Consider the following 6,166-nt stretch of genomic DNA (forward strand, 5'->3'; position numbering starts at 1 on the left):
TGATTATTCGTAGCGTTTGGCTTTATACGTTGGGTGCATAAAGTTTTCAACAGAAAGAATATCGTCCAGTTCTTCCGCAGTGAGTAGACCTCGTTCAAGGACAACTTCACGAACACTCTTACCTGTTTCTGCACAGATCTTACCGACGATATCGCCTTCATGGTGGCCAATGTATGGGTTTAGGTAAGTCACGATACCAATTGAGTTGTAAACGTAGTTTTCGCAAACTTCTTTGTTCACAGTAATACCATCGATACACTTATCACGTAGGTTGACACAGGCATTGTGTAGTAGAGAGATAGACTCAAATACACTTTGTGCAATCACTGGTTCCATAACGTTTAGCTGTAGCTGACCACCTTCTGCTGCAAAAGAAACCGTGTTGTCGTTACCTAGAACTTTAAAGCAAACTTGGTTTACTACTTCTGGGATAACTGGGTTTACTTTAGCTGGCATGATTGAAGAACCAGCTTGCATTTCAGGAAGGTTCAGTTCGTTTAGACCTGCACGTGGACCAGAAGAAAGCAGACGAAGGTCGTTACAGATCTTCGATAGTTTCACCGCTAGACGTTTAAGTGCACCGTGTGTCATTACGTAGGCACCACAGTCAGAAGTCGCTTCAATTAAGTCTTCAGCAGGAACGACTTCAAGACCAGTTACTTCGGCTAGGTGTTTTACCGCTAGAGCTTGGTAACCTGTTGGAGCATTCAGACCAGTACCGATCGCTGTCGCACCAAGGTTAATTTCTAGCAGCAGCTTAGATGTGTAATCTAGGGCACGAATTTCTTCGTTTAGCGTTACTGCCCACGCATGGAATTCTTGGCCTACTGTCATAGGAACCGCATCTTGAAGCTGAGTACGACCCATCTTCAGTATGTTTTTGAATTCTTGTGCTTTAAGTTCGAATGCACCTTTTAGGTACTCAATCGCTTCCATCAACTGGTGTACGCTGTTGTAAACCGCAATGCGGAAACCGGTAGGGTAGGCACAGTTAGTTGATTGGCTCTTGTTTACGTGATCATTCGGGTTGATGAACTCATATTGGCCTTTTTCCTTGCCCATAAGTTCTAGTGCAACGTTCGCGATGACTTCGTTGGTGTTCATGTTTACTGAAGTACCAGCGCCACCCTGGAATACGTCTGATGGGAACTGATCCATGCACTTACCTGTTTCAAGGATCAAATCACACGCTTCAAGAATGTAGTTTGCAACGTCTTTAGGAATAGCACCCAGCTCTTTGTTCGCAAGTGCAGCCGCTTTTTTCGTCATTACCATACCGCGAACAAACTCAGGTACATCTGAGATCGTGGTACTTGAAATGTTGAAGTTTTCGATAGCGCGAAGAGTGTGGATACCGTAGTAAGCGTCAGCAGGAACGTGACGTTCACCTAGTAGGTCTTCTTCAATACGAGTTGCTTGGTTCGCCTTTTTTGGGGCATCAGTTAGGGTAGCCATACAGGATCCTTAGAGATTTATTCTGATAATTAAGTTCAATTCTAGCCATTCTGTAGTTAAGGAATCCGTTCGGCAGAGTTTTTGGCTGTATAATCCGTCCTGACTTATGTGGCACATGATACTGTACCTAGCATTTAAAAATAGTAACTTGATCACCTTTTTTGCTTTTGTTTAGTTAAAGTTTTGCAAGATATGAACAGGGTATTAATAGCCCTTTAGTGGTAGTGTCTTATTGAGTTTTTTATCACATTCTTGTCACGTTTTTTTACTGCTTTAATTTGAGCTCACCCTGCTGAACACGTACACTGAAGCGAACAAAGGAGGGCGTGTGTTTCCTATCTTATTATTGCTGTTTATCTTCGTACCTATTATTGAAATAGGCCTATTTATTCAAGTGGGTGGTTACCTAGGTTTGTGGCCAACCATTGTCTTGGTGCTGATCACTGCATTTGTCGGTGCATCTTTGGTACGCAGTCAGGGTATTCAGACTTTAATGTCGGTACAACATCGCCTTCAGCAGGGCGAACTCCCTGCACAGCAGATCTTTGAAGGGGTGATGTTAGCGGTTGCGGGTGTGTTGCTGTTAACACCTGGCTTTATGACTGATGCATTGGGGATGCTTGTTCTATTACCAGCGCCTAGGTCTGCAATCGCTAAATATCTGATGAGTAAAATGGTGGTTAAATCTGTAGGCGGTGGATTCCATGGCAGTTTTCACGGCGATCAGTTTGGACAGAACCCTTTCAATCACGATACCTCCTATCGACATGATCAAAGCCAAGGCTCGACATTTGAGGGCGAGTATGAACGTAAGGATGATGACGAACATAACAGGCTGAAATAGCTTTAATACCTTCTCCAAAAGGCGCTGTATAGCGCCTTTTTTAATACACATAAAAGACACTGCTGACTAGAGCTTTTATTCTATTAATTAGCGAAAGCTTAATTAATTCAGTGCTCTAATCTCAAAAATGAAACTTCTGTTATCCCGTTTTGTTGAAAGTTTGACTGTGCTTCAATTATTCATCACATCTATGAGATCAGCATCTCACTGTCATTGAATGTAATTTTTTGTTTCATAAAAAAGGACAACACTGGACATGGTTTATTAATAGGTAGTCACACAAATAGTGATTTGGAACACGCTTTCTCGTTGTTGTTCGACATTGGAAGCGATGCATGGTGGATAACATGAAACAAAAATTTACTCCAACGCTACTTGCAGCAGTGGTAGCAGGTGCTCTCTCGTCTCCAGCAATGGCTGACGTAATTATTTCTCAGTATGTCGAAGGTGGCAGCAACAACAAAGCGATCGAAATTGCCAATACGGGTGATAGTTCGGTTTCTCTGGATGGCTATGAACTGGCGAAAATCAATAATGGTGTCGGTGATTGGGGCAGTAAGTTGTCATTAAGTGGTCGTGTATTAGAGGCGCAAAGTGTTTTGGTTGTCGCGAATACCAGCGCGAGTAATGAGATCAAAGCCGTTGCCGATATCCTAAATGGCTCAGTTATGAGCTTTAATGGTAACGATCCTGTTGCGCTACTCAAAGATGGTGTGGCACATGATGTACTTGGAGTGATGGGTGGCAGTTCTTTCGCAACAGACATCACCTTAGTACGTAATTCGGATGCGATGACGCCATCTTCTACTTATGACGCTTCTCAATGGTCATCACTACCGAAAGACAGTATTCAAGGTTTAGGTGTTCTTGATGGCGGTACGGCTCCACAGCCGTTTGCTTGTACTCAAGACGGTGCTGAGCCAATCTTTACTTCTATCCAAGAGATACAAGGCGAAGGTGATACCTCTCCATTCATTAGTGGCTATCCATACATCACCGACCAAGAGTTCTTTGTTAAAGGTGTTGTGAGTGCAGTGACGACAGGGCTAACTAAAGGTTTCTACCTTCAAGCTCTGACCGATGATTACAACCCTGAAACGTCAGAAGGACTATTTGTACATACTAACCAGTCAAGCTCGGAACTTCAGGCTGGCGATATCGTGTGTGTAAAAGGCAAAGTACAAGAGTACTACAACCATACGCAGCTAAAAGCGGAAAACAACAACTGGGTTAAGCAGGGTGAGCAAGCAGCTCCGAGTGCAACGGATATCGAAATCCTTGCCACTGACGCTAACTTTGATCGCACTCTTGAACGCTACGAGGGCATGCTAGTTAGAACAACGGAAGCGTTGGATATGCGAGTCACTCGTACTTTCGGTTATGACTATGCAGCGCGTCGCAACAACATGGTTCTCGCTCAAGGCCGCATTAGCATGCAGCCTAACCAGAACTTTGCCGCGGGTTCAGAAGAAGCGAAACAGCAAAGTATCGAGAACGCGGAGCGTCGTCTATTTGTTGAGTCTGACGCTAAAGCGCCAAATGGCTCAATCCCATATTACCCAGACTTTGGTCGTACAGATGTAGATCAAGATGGTTCAACGGAAGATTACATCCGTATCGATGATACGATTGTTGGTCTAGAAGGTGTGATTACCTACAGTTACGGCGATTACCGTCTGATTCCAACCAATACTCTAACAAGTGAAAGCTTTGTACGTAATGACCCGCGAACTCAAGACATTGAGATGAAAGAGGGCGACCTACGCATCGCGACTTTCAACGTATTGAACTACTTCAACTCACCATTCGGTGGTAATACCAACCCGCATGGCGATAGCCGTGGTGCGAACAATTACGAAGAATTTGAAGTTCAACAAGCGAAAATTGTGAATGCTATCTTGCGTCTTGATGCTGATATCGTTGGCTTAATGGAAATTGAGAATAACGGTTTTGGTGACAGCGGTGCGATCCGTCAGTTGGTTGATCAATTGAATGCTCGTATCGAGAAGAAGAAAGATCGTTACGCTATTGTTGCTATAGATTCAAATGGCGACAAGGTGACGGATGAAAATGATTACATCGGTACAGATGTCATTACCACAGGGGTTATTTACCGTCCAAAAGTGGTTAAGCTGCAAGAATCTCGAGTTATTGCCATGCCAAGCCAACAAGCTCCAGAAGTCGTGGATGATAAAGGTAAAGTGATTGAAGATGGTAAGAACTACCAGCGTGATTCATTGGCACCTACCTTTAAAGTCAAAGGTACCAAAGAGCAGATCACTGTTGCTATTAACCACCTTAAGTCAAAAGGTTCTAAGTGCTGGGAAGATGCAGCGCCAGTAGAACAAGGTGGTCAGGGCGGTCAAGATCTAGATAAGCAAGGCTCATGTGAGAACTTCCGTGTTGCTGCGGCTGTTGCTCTTGGCGATGCACTGAGCAAAATTGATGGTCACAAAGTTATTCTTGGCGATATGAACTCTTACGGTATGGAAGATCCAATGCTGGTTCTGACTGACTACAGTGAAGAGAAATACGCTAAGACCATCAAAGCAGCACGTAACACTTACATTAATGGTGAAGTGCAATACGGCGATGAAGGTGCGTTGATTTCACACAACTACGGTTACATTAATGCGGTAGCAAAAGCACATCCAAAAAGCTGGAGTTACTCGTTCAATGATGAGGTTGGTGCACTGGATCACCTATTAATCAGTTCAAGTCTAGAGAAGCATTTTGTTGATGCCACTGATTGGCACATCAATGGTGGTGAGTCGACATTGTTTGACTACAACGATGAATTCAAAGGTGATCTACCTAAGTACAAAGACCACTTCCGTTCTTCTGACCACGATCCTGCGGTCCTGGAACTTAACATGGCAGGTTCATTTGGCTTTGGCGCCATGATGTCACTGTTTGGTCTAGCTCTATGGCGTCGTCGTAAGTAATAGGCCTTAGCTTTAGTCAAAAAGAACACCGCCACACTATGAATGATGTGGCGGTGTTCTATTTTCTGAATCAATTTCATTCTATTAGCTTTATTCTGCACTTATGATTTCCTGAATGACGGTTTTTACTCGCGTTTTGTTGCGATTATATTGTCAATCACCCTAATACCTTCCTCATCGCAACTTGAATCAATCATTACAGGTATTTCAGCGATAAATGCACTAAGAATTAGTGACTTAGCCATATCATAGACTTCACTGTTACTTTTTAATATCCACGCGCCAACACCATTTTCTCCTTCACAGTTTATGCTTCCCCCAAGTTCAGACGAGACCTTTATAGTGTCCCCTGATAGCTCGACCTCAACATCTCTAATTAGATAAAAATCATCTATTGCATATGAAAACGTCGAATTTAACATTACAAGTAATAGAAGTGTTATGTATTTCATTGTGACCTCCAGTTGTAGTGCCTTAAAAAATACAAGCGTTTAAGGTTTAAAGGTACTTTTTCTAATCTGAACGAAACGGTTTAGAGCAGTACACCTAAAACTTTTGTCCAAATACGATTTATTGCCAATTAGGAAAAGCTGTTAATTAGGAAAAGCAATTTCTCGACCTCCTGAAAAAGTGACATTGGAAATGGTTCAAGAACGGCTCAAATCTTCTCTCGCTCGCATAGATAGAGAAAAAGTGATCTTACTTCGACATTTTTTGCCTAGTTTTTCTTTTTAAGTCAGAAAATGAGTAATTTTTCATTGTGCCATTGCTTGCTTATTGAACGGTCGTTATTCTCGGTTTAATACAGAAGATATTATCTACGTCAGCCATAGTAATACGCAATGAAACCGTTATTTGAATTGTCAAAATCAGAGCAACTATTTCTTTTGGTGGAAGGTGCTTGCATTCCTGACCTAGAAAG

General features: G+C 42.7%; 4 protein-coding genes. 2 read left to right on the plus strand and 2 right to left on the minus strand.

The window, feature by feature from the left end:
• Positions 1 to 3 precede the first annotated feature (3 nt).
• Positions 4 to 1,455: an aspartate ammonia-lyase gene (gene aspA, locus QTN94_RS16875; RefSeq protein ID WP_138972748.1), complete on the minus strand. Its 1,452-nt coding sequence runs from the start codon at positions 1,453 to 1,455 to the stop codon at positions 4 to 6.
• Positions 1,456 to 1,783: 328 nt separating this feature from the next.
• On the opposite strand from aspA, the gene QTN94_RS16880 reads away from it, so the two are divergent.
• Positions 1,784 to 2,299 carry an FxsA family protein gene (locus tag QTN94_RS16880; RefSeq protein WP_331428322.1) on the plus strand — a complete coding sequence of 172 codons (516 nt, stop codon included), beginning with the start codon at positions 1,784 to 1,786 and terminating at the stop codon, positions 2,297 to 2,299.
• 347 nt (positions 2,300 to 2,646) lie between these two features.
• Positions 2,647 to 5,244 carry an ExeM/NucH family extracellular endonuclease gene (locus QTN94_RS16885; RefSeq protein ID WP_331428323.1) on the plus strand — a complete coding sequence of 866 codons (2,598 nt, stop codon included), beginning with the start codon at positions 2,647 to 2,649 and terminating at the stop codon, positions 5,242 to 5,244.
• 125 nt (positions 5,245 to 5,369) lie between these two features.
• On the opposite strand, the gene QTN94_RS16890 is transcribed toward QTN94_RS16885, so the two are convergent.
• Positions 5,370 to 5,696 carry a hypothetical protein gene (locus QTN94_RS16890; protein WP_138972751.1) on the minus strand — a complete coding sequence of 109 codons (327 nt, stop codon included), beginning with the start codon at positions 5,694 to 5,696 and terminating at the stop codon, positions 5,370 to 5,372.
• Positions 5,697 to 6,166 lie beyond the last annotated feature (470 nt).

Origin of the sequence: Vibrio sp. M250220 (genome assembly GCF_036533795.1) — a bacterium.
In the GTDB taxonomy this organism is placed as follows: Bacteria; Pseudomonadota; Gammaproteobacteria; order Enterobacterales; family Vibrionaceae; genus Vibrio.